Source organism: uncultured Aquitalea sp. (assembly GCF_945957525.1).
Classification (GTDB): Bacteria; Pseudomonadota; Gammaproteobacteria; order Burkholderiales; family Chromobacteriaceae; genus Aquitalea.
Genome location: NZ_CAMFLA010000006.1, coordinates 167,714 through 183,899, shown reverse-complemented (window position 1 = coordinate 183,899; position 16,186 = coordinate 167,714). Strand labels below are relative to the sequence as shown.

17 protein-coding genes are annotated in these 16,186 nt (G+C 63.6%); 2 read left to right on the top strand and 15 right to left on the bottom strand.

Features of this window, described 5'->3' with window-relative positions:
• Position 1: 1 nt before the first annotated feature.
• From Q0P52_RS07825 to Q0P52_RS07785, 9 genes are all read right to left on the bottom strand, one after another.
• Positions 2-223, bottom strand: coding sequence for a rubredoxin (locus Q0P52_RS07825; protein WP_293762054.1), 222 nt, complete (start codon positions 221-223; stop codon positions 2-4).
• A complete protein-coding gene (locus Q0P52_RS07820) occupies positions 220-1,089 on the bottom strand; it encodes a hydrogenase expression/formation protein (RefSeq protein WP_293762052.1) in 870 nt (289 codons plus the stop codon). Before Q0P52_RS07820 ends, Q0P52_RS07825 begins: the two co-directional genes overlap by 4 nt.
• On the bottom strand, positions 1,086-1,523 hold the full coding sequence (locus Q0P52_RS07815; protein WP_293762051.1) for a hypothetical protein: 438 nt from the start codon (positions 1,521-1,523) through the stop codon (positions 1,086-1,088). The genes Q0P52_RS07820 and Q0P52_RS07815 overlap by 4 nt, the downstream gene beginning before the upstream one ends.
• Complete coding sequence (locus Q0P52_RS07810; protein WP_293762049.1) at positions 1,523-1,846, bottom strand: HypC/HybG/HupF family hydrogenase formation chaperone; 324 nt, start codon at positions 1,844-1,846, stop codon at positions 1,523-1,525. The genes Q0P52_RS07815 and Q0P52_RS07810 overlap by 1 nt, the downstream gene beginning before the upstream one ends.
• The gene (gene hybD / locus Q0P52_RS07805; RefSeq protein ID WP_293762046.1) at positions 1,846-2,454 is read right to left on the bottom strand and encodes a HyaD/HybD family hydrogenase maturation endopeptidase; all 609 of its coding nucleotides are present in this window, start codon (positions 2,452-2,454) and stop codon (positions 1,846-1,848) included. The genes Q0P52_RS07810 and hybD overlap by 1 nt, the downstream gene beginning before the upstream one ends.
• Positions 2,455-2,606: 152 nt before the next feature.
• Entirely contained in the window at positions 2,607-2,894 is a 288-nt protein-coding gene (locus tag Q0P52_RS07800) for a HigA family addiction module antitoxin (protein ID WP_293762044.1), read from the bottom strand.
• Positions 2,895-2,945: 51 nt separating this feature from the next.
• A complete protein-coding gene (gene cybH / locus Q0P52_RS07795) occupies positions 2,946-3,653 on the bottom strand; it encodes a Ni/Fe-hydrogenase, b-type cytochrome subunit (RefSeq protein WP_293762041.1) in 708 nt (235 codons plus the stop codon).
• Between the two features lie 200 nt (positions 3,654-3,853).
• On the bottom strand, positions 3,854-5,644 hold the full coding sequence (locus tag Q0P52_RS07790; RefSeq protein WP_293762038.1) for a nickel-dependent hydrogenase large subunit: 1,791 nt from the start codon (positions 5,642-5,644) through the stop codon (positions 3,854-3,856).
• On the bottom strand, positions 5,644-6,756 hold the full coding sequence (locus tag Q0P52_RS07785; protein WP_293762035.1) for a hydrogenase small subunit: 1,113 nt from the start codon (positions 6,754-6,756) through the stop codon (positions 5,644-5,646). Before Q0P52_RS07785 ends, Q0P52_RS07790 begins: the two co-directional genes overlap by 1 nt.
• A 348-nt stretch (positions 6,757-7,104) precedes the next feature.
• Here Q0P52_RS07785 and Q0P52_RS07780 point away from each other — a divergent pair, with 348 nt between their 5' ends.
• Positions 7,105-9,603 carry an EAL domain-containing protein gene (locus tag Q0P52_RS07780; protein ID WP_293762032.1) on the top strand — a complete coding sequence of 833 codons (2,499 nt, stop codon included), beginning with the start codon at positions 7,105-7,107 and terminating at the stop codon, positions 9,601-9,603.
• 14 nt (positions 9,604-9,617) lie between these two features.
• Entirely contained in the window at positions 9,618-10,049 is a 432-nt protein-coding gene (locus Q0P52_RS07775; RefSeq protein ID WP_293762030.1) for a GNAT family N-acetyltransferase, read from the top strand.
• Between the two features lie 157 nt (positions 10,050-10,206).
• On the opposite strand, the gene Q0P52_RS07770 is transcribed toward Q0P52_RS07775, so the two are convergent.
• From Q0P52_RS07770 to Q0P52_RS07745, 6 genes are read right to left on the bottom strand one after another with little or no spacing between them, the layout of a single operon-like run.
• Positions 10,207-10,593 (bottom strand): hypothetical protein, encoded by a 387-nt coding sequence (locus Q0P52_RS07770; RefSeq protein ID WP_293762027.1) that lies wholly within the window; start codon positions 10,591-10,593, stop codon positions 10,207-10,209.
• A complete protein-coding gene (locus Q0P52_RS07765; protein WP_293762024.1) occupies positions 10,590-11,912 on the bottom strand; it encodes a phosphatase PAP2/dual specificity phosphatase family protein in 1,323 nt (440 codons plus the stop codon). Before Q0P52_RS07765 ends, Q0P52_RS07770 begins: the two co-directional genes overlap by 4 nt.
• Positions 11,909-13,699, bottom strand: a complete 1,791-nt coding sequence (locus Q0P52_RS07760; protein WP_293762021.1) for a bifunctional alpha/beta hydrolase/class I SAM-dependent methyltransferase — start codon at positions 13,697-13,699, stop codon at positions 11,909-11,911. The genes Q0P52_RS07765 and Q0P52_RS07760 overlap by 4 nt, the downstream gene beginning before the upstream one ends.
• 22 nt (positions 13,700-13,721) lie before the next feature.
• A complete protein-coding gene (locus tag Q0P52_RS07755) occupies positions 13,722-14,375 on the bottom strand; it encodes a lysophospholipid acyltransferase family protein (protein ID WP_293762018.1) in 654 nt (217 codons plus the stop codon).
• 7 nt (positions 14,376-14,382) lie between these two features.
• Positions 14,383-15,330: a phosphatidate cytidylyltransferase gene (locus Q0P52_RS07750; RefSeq protein WP_293762015.1), complete on the bottom strand. Its 948-nt coding sequence runs from the start codon at positions 15,328-15,330 to the stop codon at positions 14,383-14,385.
• Positions 15,323-15,931: a CDP-alcohol phosphatidyltransferase family protein gene (locus Q0P52_RS07745; protein WP_293762012.1), complete on the bottom strand. Its 609-nt coding sequence runs from the start codon at positions 15,929-15,931 to the stop codon at positions 15,323-15,325. Before Q0P52_RS07745 ends, Q0P52_RS07750 begins: the two co-directional genes overlap by 8 nt.
• Between the last annotated feature and the right edge of the window lie 255 nt (positions 15,932-16,186).

The window sequence follows — 16,186 nt, the reverse complement described above, 5'->3', positions numbered from 1 at the left end:
GTCAGTCTTGCACCACCATGAATTGATCGCGCGCGCCGTCGCACATCGGGCATTTCCAGTGTTCGGGCAAGGCATGAAAAGGCGTGCCGGGCGGAATCTGCCAGATGTCGTCGCCCAGCGCCGGGTCGTAGATCCACCAGCAGATTTTGCATTCCATGCGCGCTTCGTCGGGCAGGCGATCGTCGTCGCCCAGATAAGAGCCTTCGAAGCCGGCGCCGCTCATGCGGTTTCTCCGGCCAGCCACTCGCGCGCTTCGCGCAGGCGCTCCAGCGAGTCGGTCAGGTCGTCAAGCGACGCCAGCGCCACCTCGGGGATGCGGGTAATCTCCAGCGTATCCAGCAAGATGTCGTTCATGCCGTTGAAATACTGCACTCGCCAGACATCGCGCAAGGCACTGCCCATGATGCGGCACTTGCCGTAGCCGCGCGAAAACACGCCGCTGTTGCCGGGGCCGATCAGGCTGTCCAGCCAGGCGAGGTCGTCCGGGCTCATCGGCAGTAGCGAGAAATTGATGATGTGGGCGTCGTCGCCGGTTTTGCCCATGTGGTCGGCGATTTCCACCGCTACCGGGCCGGCGTTCATCAGCTGCAGGTTTTGCGGATCGGGAATGTGCAGCGATGGTTGGCCGAAGGCGCGGGCTTCCTGCCATACCGCCGCTGGAATCGGGCAGGCTTCGATGCGGTCGTCCAGCAGTTGTTCGTCCGGGCTGTACTCCAGCACGCGCCAGACGCCGGCGAAAACCGATTCCTGCATGTCCAGCCGGCGGCCGTCCACCCGTTTGACGCGGGCCGATACTTCGCCCTCGCCCAACAGTTGGTTGAGCAGGCGGCGGTTGTCGCTGTCGAGGCCGGCCAGGCTGATGACCGGGTAGGTCTCACCGTCTCCCTGATAGTCGGCAAGCTTGTGGATGAGGCTGTCGATCACCGACAGCGCGGCGGTGAGGTGGCTGACTTCTTCCGCAGTGGGCAGGTAGGGCAGGTCGAAATGTTCCACCTCGCGCGGCAGCGGCATGTAGTTGAGGTCTTCGTCCTCCGGTTGCGAGCCGGGGCCAAGCGCCACTACGGCGACGGGAAAGGGTTTGAGGTTCATGCGCAACCTCCTTGCTTGGCGACGCTGACCGGAATGCCCACCGAGGGCGGCCGGCGGGCTTCGGCAGTCAGTTTGTCGGCAAAGGCGCGCACCACGTCCGGCCAGTCCAGCAGGCCGACGATGACGCCCAGATACTGGCCTTCGCGCAGAAACAGCAGCGCCGGAAATTTCAGTACGCCAAAGCGGCGGGCAATCTTGCGGCTTTCGGTGATGTCGGCATAGGCCACGTCGAAAGTGCCGGCTGGGAATTCGCGCAGCACCTCGGGCACGATCACGGGGTTGTCCAGCACCTCGGGGTATTTCACCGGGTCTTCGTTGAGCATCACGATCAGGTGGTGGCTGTCGGCGGCCAGGGCGTCGAGGCCGTCGGCGCAGACGGCGTGGTAGCCGCGCTCGGCCAGGCGAGCCAGCAGGTTGTCCAGCGGGGAGGTCATCAGTGGGTTTTCCTTCCGGCTTCCAGTTGCGCCTGCAGATGAGGCGGAAGTTGCGGCTCGCGCCGGGTGAGATCGGCCAGATGCACATCGGGGTCGAAGCGGCCGTTCATGGCGGCTTCCAGCGCCGTCAGCGCCTCCAGAATGTCGGCGGCCTGCGCGGGGCTGAGCGCTTCGCGCGCGGCGCCGGCGAAGACCAGCAGCCAGTCGCCCGTTTGCGCGGGGCCGGTCAGCGAGAGGTCGATTTTTTCCGTTTCGCCACGGTGCAGGCACTCGGCCATCAGGCCATCAGCGGCGATGACTTGCATGGGTATGCCCAGGCACATCAGGCGCCTCCCTTCAGTACGCGGTCGTCGCCGATGCGACAGGCCAGCTCGGCTGACGGGCGTTCCGACTCGTAGCGGATCATGTCCAGGCTTTCATGATTGAGGCGCTGGCCGTCGCGGCGCGGGCCGGGTGTCACGCCCCATTCGGCCAGCTGCGTCATGGCCTGCTGGATGGCGGGCGCCAGTTGCGCGCGCACCGGTTCGGTCAGGCTGCCGCCATAGTCTTCCAGCTGCACCGGCTGCACGCCGATCAGCATGATGTCTTTCGGCAAACTGCCTTTGAGGTCGGCCAGACCAAGCACTTCGGAGAAACCGGTCTGGTGCAGGCTCATTTTCTTGGCGGTGAGGTAGGCGGGCACGGCCTGGTCGCGGTAGACGCGCAGGGTGCCGGGTTCGAGGCCGAAGTCGATGGCGTCGAACAGAATCAGCCGTTCGGTTTCTTCCACATAAGGCAGCAGGGCCAGCCCTTGCGTGCCGCCGTCGATGACCCGCACCGAGTCGGGCAGTTGGTAGCGGGCAAACAGGGTTTCCGCCGCGCGGACGCCGAAGCCCTCGTCGGCCCAGAGCAGGTTGCCCAACCCCATGATGGTGATGTGTGCTTTGTCCATATGTCGTCGCCTGTAACGCTATCCGTTACAAAACAAGTTTCGTGCCAGAGCGGAGTTGGACGGAAAGCCCCGCAGCATCAGGCGCTTGCGTTCATTTCCCTGGTCGTGCTGTGGACATGCGGGTGGCGCATGGAAAGCAAAGTGGAAAGTTACTAACCGCCACGCAGCTGGCGCAGGCGGCGACGGGCTTGCGCCAGATCCCAGGCGCTTTGCAGCTCCATCCAGAACTGCGCGCTTTGGCCAAACAGGCAGGCCAGGCGAATGGCGGTGTCCGGCGTGATGCCGCGTTTGCCGGCGATCAGCTCGTTGAGGCGGCGACGCGAGATGCCCAGTAGTCGGGCGGCGTCGGTTTGCGTCATGCCGCTGGGCGCAAGAAAGCGGCTGTCAAGAAAACGGCCGGGGTGGAGCGGGGTGCGGGCGCTGACGAGAGGGGAGGTCATGGCGACGAAGGAGGAGAGGCGCGCCGCCGGAGGCCGGAGCGCGCCATGGGCTCAATCCTTGAACATGCGGAAGCCGCTGATCATGGTGGACACCATGCTTTGCTTGGACATGATGTCCTCGCGGATGGCCGCGTACACGTGAATCATCACGAACAGAATGATGGACCACATGCCCAGCCGGTGCCAGTTGTGCACGGTGAGGCTGTTGCCGCCAAAGAGGCTGATCACCCAGCCGAAAGCGCCGTAGGCCCAGCTCTTGGTGCCCAGGCCTTCGCCGTACAGCGCGAAGCCGGACAGGCACATGAACAGCGTGGCCCAGAGGAAGGTGGCCATGGCCAGCTGGCCTACCGGGTTGTGACCAATGTATTTCTTCGGGTAGCGCTCGATGAACAGATACCAGCGCACTTCAAAGAAGAACTCCTTCCACCAGCTGGCGTCCCAGATCGGCACCAGAATGATTTCCCGGGCGTGATGGTTGCCGACGATGGCCCAGTACAGCCGGGCAATCAGGCCGACGGCAAGAATGTAGCCGGCAGTGAAGTGGGCAAAGCGGATATAGCCCATCACATAGTTGAAAGTGGCCTCGCCCGGCACCGAGGGCAGCGGTTTGCCGATGAGGTAGCCGGTAACCGACAAGGTGATGATGCACAGCACGGTAACCCAGTGCCACAACCGCACTGGGGCTTCGTACACGTACACCGAGGTGACTTTGCGACCCATCCCTTGCGGGGCGTCGCCGTCGAATCCGTAGGTTTTCATGCCAAATCTCCTGTCTGTTCCGACCTTGCCGCCGGGCCTCCCGCGTTCCGGGAGTGTTGGTCGGCGCTTGGCGCCGGCGGCCTGGTCTGGAACGTCACCCGGCGGTTCTGGGAGGGTTCCGCCGGGTGGCTAGCCCCTTGAGGGGGGAATCGCGCGGTCTGCCGGTTCATGGGGGGAATCCCCGGCAAGCCGCGACGAACTCAACGAACCTTGACGCTGACCAGCTCGCCGCCGTCTTCGCCGATCACGTGCGTGGAGCAGGCAAGGCAGGGGTCGAAGCTGTGTAGGGTGCGCAGGATTTCCAGCGGCTGATCCGGCACCGCCATTTTGGTGCCCATCAGCGAGGCCTCGTAAGCGCCGATCTGGCCCTTGGCGTCGCGCGGGCCGGCGTTCCAGGTGGTGGGCACCACGCACTGGTAGCTGTCGATGCGTGTGTCGGCAATCTTCAGCCAGTGGCCCAGCGCGCCGCGCGGCGCTTCGGTGAAGCCCACGCCCTTGGCCGTCTTCGGCCAACTGGCCGGGTCCCATTTGTCGATGTTGGCGGTGGCGGTGTCGCCGGCCTTGATGTTGGCGATCAGGCTGTCAAAGAAGTAGCGCATCTTCTTGGCGGCCCAGACCGATTCCAGCGCGCGGGCGGCGGTGCGGCCCAGGGTGGAGAACAATGCGGCTTTGGGCGCGTTGAGCGCCTTCAGCAGCTCGTCCACCGGCTCCTTGAATTCGGCCTTGTTCTGGTGATAGCCGATCAGGTAGCGCGCCAGCGGGCCCACTTCCATGGCGTGGCCCTTCCAGCGCGGCGACTTGATCCACGAGTACTTGGCCGATTCGTCCAGCTCTTCGATGCGCGTCTTGGTGCCCTTGTGCTTGGGGCCCAGCTCGAATTTGGGCTCGGTGATGCCGTCGAAGGGGTGCAGGCCCTTGCTGTCGTCGCCGTAGCTGTACCAGCTGTGGGTGACGAATTCCTGGATTTCGTCCGGTGCGTACAGGTCCACCGGGTGGATTTCCTCAAACTTGCCGTTGATGATGGCACCGCGCGGCAGCAGCAGGCTTTTCTCGCTGTAGTCGTTGGCGTGGTCGGGGAAATCGCCGTAGGAGAGCACGCTCTGGCTGGCCAGCCCGCCGCCGATGGCGGCCCAGTCCTTGTAGAAGCCGGCAATGGCGATGACGTCCGGCACGTACACTTTTTCGCAGAACTCGATGGAACGGTCGATGATGCTGGACACCAGGTTCAGCCGTTCCATATTGATGGCGCCCACCGCGCCCACGTCATCAATGTTGATGGCGCAGGGCATGCCGCCCACCAGCCAGTTGGGATGGGGGTTCTTGCCGCCGAAGATGGTATGCACTTTGACGATTTCCTTCTGGAAATCCAGCGCCTCCAGATAGTGCGCCACCGCCATCAGGTTGGCTTCCGGCGGCAGCTTCATGGCCGGGTGGCCCCAGTAGCCGTTGCGGAAGGGCCCCAGCTGGCCGGATTCGACAAAGCGTTTCAGGCGCGATTGCAGGTCGCGGAAGTAGCCGGGGCTGGACATGGGCCAGTCCGACACGCTTTGCGCCAGTTCGCTGGTTTTCTTCGGGTCCGCCTTGAGGGCGGACACCACGTCCACCCAGTCCAGCGCGTGCAGGTGGTAGAAGTGCACCAGGTGGTCGTGCACGTACAGCGCCGCCTGCATCATGTTGCGGATCAGGTTGGCGTTTTTGGGAATCTGGATCTTCAGCGCGTCTTCCACGGCGCGCACCGAGGTGAGCGCGTGGGTGCCGGTACAGACGCCGCAGATGCGCTCCACGAAAGCCCAGGCGTCGCGCGGGTCGCGACCCTTGAGGATCACCTCCAGCCCGCGCCACATGGTGCCGGTGGAGATGGCGTTGGTGATGATGTTGTTGCTGTCGATGTTCACTTCGCAGCGCAGGTGGCCCTCGATGCGGGTGACGGGGTCCACCACCACGCGGCGGCCGCTGTTGTCCAGCGTGAAACCTTGGGTCTGGTAGGCCATTACACGTTCTCCTTGTTCTTGTCGTCGGCGCTGTGGTCAAGCGGCTTGAGATCCTGCTTTTTCAGCATGGTGCTCTTGATGGCGCTTACCGCCGCGTGGGCGGCGATGGCGGCACCGGCCGTGCCGGCCACGGTCATGCCGATCTTGTCGGCGGTGGCCTCGATACTGAATTGCGGAATGGAGGTAACGCGATCGTAGAAAGAGCCCTTGTCCCAGAAGCCTTCTTCCGAGCAGCCAATGCAGCCGTGGCCAGACTGGATGGGGAAGGACACGCCACCGTTCCAGCGTACGGTGGAACAAGCGTTATAAGTGGTGGGTCCTTTGCAACCCATTTTGTACAAGCAGTAGCCCTTGCGCGCGCCCTCGTCGTCCCAGCTCTCCACAAACTGACCGGCGTCAAAGTGGGGGCGGCGATAGCACTTATCATGGATGCGCTGTCCGTAGAACATCTTCGGCCGACCCTGGCGATCCAGTTCGGGAATCTTGTCGAAGGTCACCATGAAGGTAATCACCGCCGCCATCACTTCCGGAATCGGCGGGCAGCCCGGCACCTTGATCACCGGTTTGTCCAGAATCACCTGATGCACCGGGGTGGCGCGTGTGGGGTTGGGCTTGGCCGCTTGCACGCAGCCCCAGCTGGCGCAGGAACCCCAGGCGATCAGCGCCTTGGCGTCGGCGGAAACGCGCTTGAGTTTTTCCACGAAGGGCTCGCCTCCCGGGAAACAGAACATGCCGTCTTCGTTCAGCGGCGGGTTGCCTTCCACGGCGACGATGTAGTTGCCTTTGTGATTTTTGATGATGTCGTCAAGGATGGCTTCCGCCTGATGGCCGGCGGCTGCCATGATGGTGTCGTCGTAGTCCAGCGAGATCATCGACAGGATGGCGTCCTTCGCCAGCGGGTGGGCCGAGCGGATGAAGGACTCGGTGCAACAGGTGCACTCCAGACCGTGCAGCCAGATCACCGGCACGCGGGGCTTTGTTTCCAGCGCATAGGCAATGCGCGGCACAAAGGCGGAACCCAGGCCCAGCGAGGTGGCGGTGAGGCTGCAAAACTTGAGAAAGCTCCGCCGGGTGACGCCCTGGCGACGCATGGCTTGATAGAAAGTCTCCATGTGTTTACGCTCCTCCGATGTGTCATGCGAATGACATTGGTGTGAGTTTTCTTGTTTTGCGGACATGCCATGGGGAATGAGCACATCCGGTCCAGCAAGGGATGGTGTAACCGGACCAGTATTTCAATTTCCATGCCAGCGGCAGGCAAGAAAAAACGCCTGATAATTCAGGCGCTTTGCGCAACGCAAAAAAATGGCGGGTGGAAAGCAGCTTTGCAGCAGCGGATGAAAAGCGGAAAGCCGGCCCCTATTCGGCTGTCATCTAAGTGGGAATGATTCGTTTTTTGTTGATAAGTAATTTGTGTATAATATTTCGGCAAATTAAATGCATGTCGTTAAAGGTGTTTCATGATATCGCCGCTCACCCAGCCCATTGAACAGATTGCTTCGGCCGACATCCTCCGGTGCGGCCCTCAGGCGTCGGTACGAGAGGCTGCGGCCCGCATGATGGAAAGCGGTTGCGGCTCCATCATCGTCATGGAAGGCGACAAGGCCATCGGCATCTGGACCGAGTCCGACGCGCTGAAAGTGGATTTCACCGATGCGCACAGCTGCAAGCAGCCGGTGGCGGAGGTCATGAGCAGCCCGGTGGTGGTTTTCCCGCATCACATGTCCGTGCACGACGTGCTGGGTCAGTTTCGCCAGCACAACATCCGCCACGCCCTCATAGAAAAATTCGGTCACATCTGCGGCATCGTTTCCCTCTCCGACGTGGTGCTGTGTCAGGGGACGGAGGCTTTTCTCGGCCTGAAACGGCTGGACGCCATCAATGCGCCGCCGGTCACCATTCTGGATGGTTCCGATCGACTGCCCGCCGCGCTGGCCTGCATGCGCAACGAACAGCTCACCGCGGTTGCCGTGCAGTGCGCGGACGGCAGCTACGGCATCCTCACCCAGCGCGATGTGGTGCGACTGGTGGCGGAAGGCAATTGGCAAGCCAGCCTGGGCGAGGTCTGCACCGCGCCGCTGCTGGGCGTGCCGCACACCACCAGCCTGTTGCAGGCGCGCCGAGTGATCCTGCAGCACCAGATCCGCCATCTGGGCGTGTTCGATCAGGACAACAAACTGATCCACATCATCGGTTTTCGTGACATCATCCAGAGCATCGAACACGAGTTTCTGCTGGAGCTGCACGGCGCGCTGCGCGAGCGCGACGAAGCGCTGCTGCAATCGCGGCAAAGCCTCTTGCTGGCCGACAAGGTGTTTGAAGCCACCATGGAAGGCATCCTCATCACCGACGGCGGCGGCACCATCCAGTCGGTGAACCCCGCCTTTTCCCGCATTACCGGTTACAGCCGCGAAGAAGCGCTGGGCAAAAAGCCTTCTTTGCTCAAATCGGGCAAGCAGCCGCCGGAATTCTACGAATACCTGTGGCGCTGTCTGCGCGTGGAAGGCTCCTGGCAGGGCGAAGTCGTCAATCGCCGCAAGAATGGCCTCTTGTACACCGAGCATCTCAGCATTACCGCCATCCGCGACGAGCGCGGCGAATGCCTGCACTACGTGGCGGTGTTTTCCGACATCACCCAGCGCAAGCAGGCGGAAGAGCGCCTGCATTTCCTGGCCAATCACGACGCGCTCACCGGCCTGCCCAATCGCACGCTGTTTCTGGAGAAGCTGCAGTCAGCGGTAGAGCAGGCTGCTCAGTACAATCGCCGCTTCGCCTTGCTGTTCATTGATCTGGACCGTTTCAAGCTGGTCAACGACACCATGGGCCACCATGCCGGCGACGAGTTGCTGGTGCGCATCGCCAGCGAACTGCAGCGCATTGCGCCGGCCTTGTCCACCGTGGCGCGCCTCTCCGGCGACGAATTCACCGTGTTGCTGGAAAACATCGATACCGTGCAGCAGGTGGCCAGTCGCGCGCAAAACCTGCTGGACGCCATCTCCACCGAATCCACCGTGGCAGGGCAGGGCGTGTTCATCTCGGCCAGCATCGGCATCAGCATGTTCCCCGAAGACGGGGCCGACGCCGACGCGCTGCTGGTCAACGCTGATACCGCCATGTACCGGGCCAAGGAGCGCGGCAAGAACAACTTCCAGTTCTACACCGCCGACATGAACGCCCGCGCCATCGAGCGGCTGAAGATGGAGTACAGCCTGCATCGCGCGCTGGCGCAAAACGAGCTGGAAGTGTGGTATCAGCCCAAGGTGGACCTCGACACCCGTCAAATTGTCGGCGCGGAGGCGCTGGTGCGCTGGCGGCATCCCGAGATGGGGTTGATTTCGCCAGCGCAGTTCATTCCTCTGGCGGAGGAAAGCTCGCTGATTACCGCCATTGGCGAATGGGTGCTGGATACCACCTGCAGCGACATGCACCGCTGGCTGGTGGCTGGCGTCTTGCCTGGCCGCATCGCCGTCAATGTTTCCGGCCGGCAGCTGAAGTATTCCAGCATTGTGGACACCGTGTCCGAGGCGCTGCACCGCCACGGGCTGGACAGCAGCCTGCTGGAGCTGGAAATCACCGAAAGCGTGGCCATGGATGAAGACAGCGGCGTGGTGGAAGTGCTGCGCCGCCTGCAAGCGCTGGGCATTTATCTGTCCATCGACGACTTTGGCACGGGGTATTCCAGCCTGTCCTATCTCAAGCGCCTGCCGGTGCGCGGGTTGAAGATCGATCAGTCCTTCATTATGGATTTGCATCAGGATCGCGACGACGCCGCCATCACCGAAGCCATCATCTCCATTGCCCGCAGCCTGGGGCTGGACCTGGTGGCCGAAGGCGTGGAGCTGGAAGAGCAGCGCCAGTTCCTGGTGGCGCAAGGCTGTCGCGCCGGGCAGGGCTATCTGTTCAGCCGCCCCGTGCCGGCGGCCGAGTTCGAAGACCTGCTGCAACACCGATTTGCCTGAATCAGGAGCCGGCCGTGTCGTATGTCTGGAAACGGGACACGGTTGGCCTTGACTGGCACGCCCTGTCCGAGCTGTATCGCATCGCGCCCTTGGGCGAGAAATCCGTCGATTTTTTGCAAACCGTCTTCGGCAATAGCCGCTATGTGGCTTTAGTTTTTGAGGGCGAGCGGCTGGTGGCCGCCGGGCGCGCGTTGGCGGACGGCGCGGACTGCGCTTATCTATGCGATGTGGCGGTAGCGCCTGACAAGCAGGGTTGCGGCTTGGGCCGGGAAGTCATACGCAGCCTGATGAGCGATTGCGCCGGCCACCGCAAAATCATCCTCTATGCCGTGCCCGGCAAGGAAGGGTTTTACCGGTCGCTGGGTTTCCGCCGCATGGCTACCGCCATGGCCGTATTTGAGAATCAGGAAGCGGCGACGGCGCGCGGCTTGTTGCAGTCACAGTAGCCCGGCAGTCAAACCGCGCAAGAAGTCAGGATCAAGCGGGGCCTGGCATCACTGACAGCGCCGCGCAGATGCTCGGCGCCATGGCGCGCTGTCGCAGGCGGTACTCGTCAAGCGACGAGGTGGCGCAACGCAGGAGCAGGGGTTTTCGCTGCGTGGCTTAGCCTGTTGGCAGTAGCAGCGCCAGCAAGGTCAGGGCCCAGCCCAGCGCCGTCGCCAGCAGGAAGCGGCGCAGCAGGCGGCGCATGCCTTGCTGCCGTTGCGCAAATGGGCGAGCTGGCATGGGTTTGCCGAACAGCCCTCCAAGCGTGGCGTCCAGTGCAGGCAAATCATCCTCCCCCGTCACGGCTGACATCAGCGCGGCATCTAGTTGCAGCCTCCAGCCCAGCCATGCCTGCCACAGCAGGGCAAGAGCGGCCGCCGCCAGCAGCCAGCCTTGATGATGCAGGCTGGCCAGCGCCAGCAAACCCGCTCCCGGCCACAGCAGACAAGTCGTACTGCGCAAGACGGCGGCGTGCAGTCGGGCGGTTTTCTCATCCAGCATCATGCCGCTTTCCCCTCGTCGCAAAAACCTTGCAGCCAGCGCCATTGCTCGGCTGACAGGGCCACGGTGCGGCCCTGATCAGTGAGCCGTCGGCGTGCCTCCTCCAAGCTGGCGCAGCGTCCGCTGCGCACCAGCCAGGCCATAACTACCGCTGCGCTGCGGGTCATGCCCAGCGCGCAATGCACCAGTATCGGGCCTTGCCGCTGGCTTTGCATGGCGTCCAGTTCGGCCACCGCCGCGCTGAGCGCCAGGGCGTCGGGCAGCAGCAGATCCAGCAGCGGCAGCTCGTGGTAGCGGGCGGCCGGGTGTGCCTGGCGCGGGTATTCGGCTGTCAGGTCCAGCACCGAATGGAAACGCGCTTCCCGCGCCGCCCTGGCCGGCCCCACCCAGACATTGTCCGCCACCAGGTTGGCCGAAGGATGGCGGCGCAGGAAGAGACCATGCACGGCACGCATGATCAGCGCATAGGGCCAGAACAGGCAGCGCGCCGGCAAACGATGACGGCCGTCGGTCTTTTGCCAGACGCGGGCGCCGCCGCCGGCATACGCCACAGACAGTGCCGCGAGCGCCAGCGCGGGCCAGAGTAGCAGCCAGGCCCAACCGCGCAACCACAGGGCCAGCGCGGTCAAGAGCGCGGCGCCGATAGCGTGGCGTGCGGCCAGCCGGCGTCGGCGGGCGCGGTCGATGTCGGCGGCTCCGGCGTAAGCCGGCAAGGGCATGGGCAGCAGATAGCACACCACCATGCCCAGCGCGAAACCAGTAGGCACATCGAGGAAATGATGCTGCCAGGTGGTGAGCACTGATACGCCGATCAGCGCGAACCAGCCATGCAGCAGCCAGCGCCAACGCTGCGGCGTGTGCGCGCCGTAACGCAGCCACAGTACCGTCAGCAGGCTGATGTGCAGCGAAGGCGCCTGATTGAAAGGCTTGTCAAAGCCAGCCAGCAGGGTGAACAACTGGCCCGCCCATCCGCTCAGGGGCGGGCGCTCAAAGCCGAAGCGCAGCGGAAACAGCGCAAACAGCAGGCAGGAGAGCAGGGTGACGGTCAGCAGCCGCAGCGCATGTCGGCGCAACTCCTCCCGGCTGGTGCAAATGAACAGTGAGAGGCCGTAGAGAAGGTCGATGCTCCAGTAGGGCAGGATGGTCCACGGCCATAGCGGGATGTGCCGTTCCCAGTCCATGGCGATATTGCCTACCGCCGAAGGCGGCAGGCTGGCGGCGTAGTGATTGGCCGCACCGTACAGCAAGAAGAAAGCCGGGCCCAGCAGCGCCAGCCACAGCAGGGCTTCGGGCCACAGGCGACGGTGGGCGGGCTGGTTCATGCGGTGGCCTGTTCCTGCACGGCTTGTGGCTTGTCTTGCGCGGCGGGCAGGCGGCGGGCAATGGCCACGCTGAAGATGCCCCATTCATCGATGCGCTGGCAGATTTTCTCGAAACCCGCCGCTGCGACCAGTTGATCCATCTCTTCTTGCGTGCGGCGCCGCATGACCCAGTCGCTGCCGCCGCGATGGCTGGTGAGCGTGCGGGCGATCATCTCCAGCTGCGGGTGCCAGGGCTGATTGGTGTAGACGAGATAGCCGCCCGCCGGCACGGCGGCGGCCAGACCCGCCAGCGAGTCGCGAATGCCTGCGTTGCCGGGGAAGAGCTCATACAGGCCGGAAACAATGGCCAGCGTGGGGCGCGGCTGCAGCGCGGCGAGATCGGCCCCGTCAAAGGCGTCGCCCTGATCGAAGCGCGCTTTGCCTTGCAGGCCTCGTTGTTCGATCAGCTTGCGTCCGGCGGTGACGTTGATGTCGCTGTAGTCGCGCAGCTGCAAGTGTTCGACGCGGTCGGCGTCGCCGGAGAGCGCATCCAGCACGTAGCGGCCATGGCCGGCGGCGATGTCCACCAGCCGTACCGGCATGCCGGCTTGCTCCAGTTGCGAGACGGCCTGGGAGATCAGTTCCTGCAGATGCAGTTTGCGCTGCCGGATGCCGCGCCAGCCAATGCTGTCCAGGTAGGCTCGGTCGCCCAGTCGGCCCAGCGGCGTAATGCCGGAGGCCTGGTTGCGATAGACGTAGTCCAGCGTACTGCCGGAATCGAAACCGGTTTGCCAGCCCAGTCGGATGCCGTCTGACAGCCGACCCAGCGTGGCCAGCGTCAGGCGGGTGAGGGCGAAGCTCCAGCGTTTGGGCGACAGAGCGGACAGCGGCTGTTGCAGGCGGTTGAATTCCTTGGCGGTATAGCCGCGCTGGTCGGCTGCCAGCAGCGAGGGCCTGGTGACGCCGGCCTCCACGCGCTGGATGAAAGCGCGAATCTTGTCGAAGGCCTGCGCGCGGTCGCGTTCGCCCAGTGTGTCGTGATAGAAGCCGGGCAGCTCGTGGCGCTCCTTGCACTCGCTGCCCAGATTCTGGAAGAAGGTTTCCTGCGGCGCCTTGTGCACGACGAAATCCGCGCCGGAGATCAGCAACTGGGTCGGCACGGTAATGGCGCCGGCGTCGGCGATGATGCGCTCGGCGGTGTCGTAAAGGGCCAGCAGGATGTTGGCCGAGATGGGCCGGGTGATCAGCGGGTCGCTGTTGTAGGAGGCGATGCGTTCCGGATCATGGGTCAGGAACTTGGCCTTCACATAGGAATTGACGAAGAAATTGCCGCGCAGCTTGTGCATCAACCGCAGGCTGGGGCGAGCGAAAGGCACGTACAGTTTCACCTTGAAGGCGGGCGAGGCCAGGATCAGCGCGCGCAGGCGCGGCGCGTAATCATGCACCCAGCTTGCCGCCAGCACCGCGCCCACGCTTTGCGCAATGACCACCAGCTCGTCAATCCGCACGCCGTGCTCGCCTTGCAGATGACGGACAAACTCTTCCAGATCGCGAATCGTGGCGCCGATGCTGGGACTGAAACCGCGCGGCCCTTCGTTGCGGCCATGGCCGCGGGCATCCCAGGCAAAGACCGGAGTATCCGGCAGCGCCAGCCCATCTACCACATGCTGCAAGCGGCCAGAGTGCTCGTGGCCGCGATGCAGCAGCAGGATGGCGCGCTGGGCCGGCGCGGTGGTGGCCGGCCAGTGGCGGTAGAACAGCGATTGTCCATCAAAACTGGTGAAGCGGGATTCCAGGGCTTGTCGCATGGGAGAGGCCTTTCAGTTTTTGTCAGTGGCTGTCCGGACCGGGTTCGGCGGGCAGGGTCTTCTGTTTCAACTGCAGTAGGGTGTCGCGGATTTGCGCGCGGAAGGCGTCCTTGTCGTCCATCCAGCGCAGGGAACGTCCCACGGCGATATCGACGAAGAAAGGCACCGGCAGCCATTGGCCGCGGCCCATGGCCCGGCCAAGGCCGTGCAGATAGACGGGCGCCACGGGGATGTCGGGAAAGTCGCGCAGCAAATACCAGATGCCGGATTTGATTTCAGACAGCGCTTCCGGCTCGCCGCGCGTGCCTTCGGGGAACAGCACCAGAATCTCGCCGGCTTGCAGCGCTTGCCGGCAATCGGCCAGCGGGTCGCGGCCCGAGCCCGCGCCGCCGCGCACGACCGGAATGATGCCCACCACATTGGTGGCGAACCAGGCCATCCAGCGGTTCTTCAAAAAGTAATCCGCCGCGGCGGCGGGGCGGACGCGCGGAATCAGCCCCAGCGGAAACAGGCTGTACAGCGCCAGGATGTCCAGATGGCTGTTGTGATTGGCGATGACGATGGCCGGGCCGGCTGCGGGCAGCCGGTCCTGGTGTCGCACCGTGACGCCCAGCCACAGGCGCACCACCGGTCGCGCCAGCAACATCACGAAGAGAATGCGCAGCAGGTTCTTCATGAGTCGCTCAGAAGTACAGGTAGTGCACGTAGTGGAAGAACAACGGCGCGGTGTAGGTGAGCGAATCCAGCCGGTCCAGAATGCCGCCGTGGCCCGGCAGCAGGCGGCCGGAGTCCTTCACGCCGATATCGCGCTTCACTGCCGAGATGACGATGTCGCCGATAAAACCCATGGTGCCGATCAGCAAACCCGCCAGCACGGCGTGCAGCGGGCTGAACGGCGTCAGCAGCGGGCCCAGCAACCAGCCCAGGAAGCCGGTGGTGAGCACGCCGCCGAGAAAGCCCTCCAGCGTTTTGTTGGGGGATACCTTGGGCGCCACCTTGCGTTTGCCGAAGGACTTGCCCCACAGATATTGCGCCACATCGTTCAGTTGGGTCAGCGCCACCAGATAAAACAGCATCATCGCCCCCTGCGCCGGCACGCCGATGCCGGTCAGTTGCGGCAGGGTGAGCACCGCCGCCATGTGGCTCAGACAGAACACGCTAATCATCAGCCCCCACTGCAGCGACGCCGCCGCCTTGAGGAAGCCTTGGGTCTCGCCGATCAGCACCATGCGCATGGGCACGAACAGGAAGATGTAGACCGGAATGAAGATGATGAACATGCCGTACCAGTGAATGCCCAGCCAGTAATACTGCAGCGGGATGCTCAGATAGGCCCAGAACAGCACTACGTGGTCGGCGGTGCGCGTGGCGCACAAAGTCAGGTATTCCTTCAGCGCCAGGAAGCTGATCAGCGCAAACACCACCAGCGCCACTGGAATGCTGCCCAGCAGGGTCAGCGAGAAGCAACCGACAATCCACCACCAGGTTTTGATGCGCAGTTTCAGCTCCAGCCAGTTCTTCTCCGGCTTGCGCGCTTCCAGCACGCGAATGGCGACGCTGGCCAGCACCAGCAAGACAAACACGCCGCCCAGCGCCCACAGGAGCGGCGGCGGCAACAGCAACTTAAACATGGCGATTTTCTTTCAGAATGGCGCGGGCACGGTTGAACACAGTCAGCAACATCAGTAGCGCAGTGAGGCCGAACAGCCAGTCTGCATAGGCGGCGGCAGCGGGCAGCAGACCCACCAGCAGGGCGAAGGCGCCATACCAGAAAGCACGGTCGCTCTTGCCCATCGGGCCATCGTAACGGCGCGCCGCGCCAAGACTGGGGCCGAGCACGCCGACGAACTCGGTCAGCACCGCCAGCAGCACGGCCAGCGCCACTAGCGCCGGGTGGGAGCTCAAGGCGGCAAAAGGCAGGTAGAGCGCGGCGTCGGACACCACATCGCCTACTTCGTTGAGAATGCCGCCCAGGCGCGACTGCTGGCCGAATTCGCGCGCCAGCATGCCGTCAATGGCGTTCAGCGCCATGCGCAGAAACAGGAACAGCGGCAGCAGCAGCCAGGCCAGCGGCTGGCTTGGGGCCAGCCATAGCCAGAGACCGTAGGCGATCGAGCACAGCATGGCGGTGAGCGTCACCTGATTGGCGGTAACGCCGGTGCGCACCAGTGAACGCAAAAGGGGACGCAGCAAGTTCTGGAAGCGGGATTTGAGGTCGTAAATGCTTGGCATGGAAGGTTGGCCGAAGCGGCGGGCTGCCCGGCGCGCAGGAAAATGAAGGAATGATGACGAAAGGATTTTGCCCACGGAAACCATGTCCGGCAAATGGTCGCGGCATTTCAGCGGTTATTACTTAAGTAAAAATGCTGAACAGGTGGGTGGGGGAGGAGCCTGCGGAGGAGATTTATGCAATTTTGCCCTTGCTACCCGGATTTTCGTATCGCGAAGCAAGGGGGAGTGAGCAGCCCTGCTGTGGGGCTGTCCGGC